General features: G+C 30.7%; 1 protein-coding gene and 1 pseudogene. One reads left to right on the top strand and one right to left on the bottom strand.

Features of this window, described 5'->3' with window-relative positions:
- On the top strand, positions 1–67 hold a 67-nt coding region (locus IDG60_RS22680; protein ID WP_241013328.1), incomplete at its 5' end, for a hypothetical protein.
- A 60-nt stretch (positions 68–127) separates the two neighbouring features.
- Here the strand turns inward: IDG60_RS22680 and IDG60_RS16640 are convergent.
- Positions 128–343 (bottom strand): annotated as a pseudogene (locus IDG60_RS16640) (IS5/IS1182 family transposase); the annotation flags it as partial.
- Positions 344–883: the final 540 nt, after the last annotated feature.

Raw genomic sequence — 883 nt, 5'->3', positions numbered from 1 at the left:
ACATTTAAATTTACAAGGTCCGGATGGTATCTATTATCGCTTTAATCATATCGAAGTTGAAGATTAGTATATACTTTGAATGGACGAACCATATAATGAATCGTTTTTAATGATCTTTTTATACAAGTTATGAAGGAGGCTGGGACATTAAGTTCTTAGGCAATGTAAAAAGCTGATTTCTATTAATTATTTGATAGAAATCAGCTTTTTTGATATGTATTTTATAATGTACAGCTCGTTGAGCTGCTATTTTCCTTATATTAAGTGCCATTAATACAAAACCTAGCTCTCGTTTAACTTTATTTATTCCTCGAACTGACATTCGAGTGAAACTCAAAATAGCCTACTTTCTTAAATTAACAATATCTATTCTCATAGAATTTGTCCAATTAAGTGTAGACGATTCATGTCTTATTTTTTTAAAGTATTTAAAAGTAAAATTACATGTTAATACGTAGTATTAATGGCGAGACTCCTGAGGGAGCAGTGCCAGTCGAAGACCGAGGCTGAGACGGCACCCTAGGAAGGGACCCATCATCAAAAATTCTATTTATAGAATTTTACAGTAATGTGCCAGATGGGCATAGCGAAGCCATTCAATACGAAGTATTGTATAAATAGAGAACAGCAGTAAGATAATTTTTAATTAGAAAATATCTTACTACTGTCTTTTTAGGGATTTATGTTCCAGCCTGCTTTCCTAATTTTTAATGTCATCTTAAATATGATAAATGAATAATTAAGTTCATATTTAATGTCAAAACATAGTAGTTTATCAAGTATTGAGTGAGTAACATTAGATTTAATGTAATATGCTTACTTTTTTTATTAGCAGGTGTAAGCTATAATATAAAGAGTTGTCTTATGGACGATTGATTGGAGG

This window comes from Staphylococcus sp. EG-SA-2 (assembly GCF_017152085.1).
The sequence above is the reverse complement of the archived record's forward strand: the minus strand, read 5'-3'. Positions and strand labels throughout refer to the sequence as shown.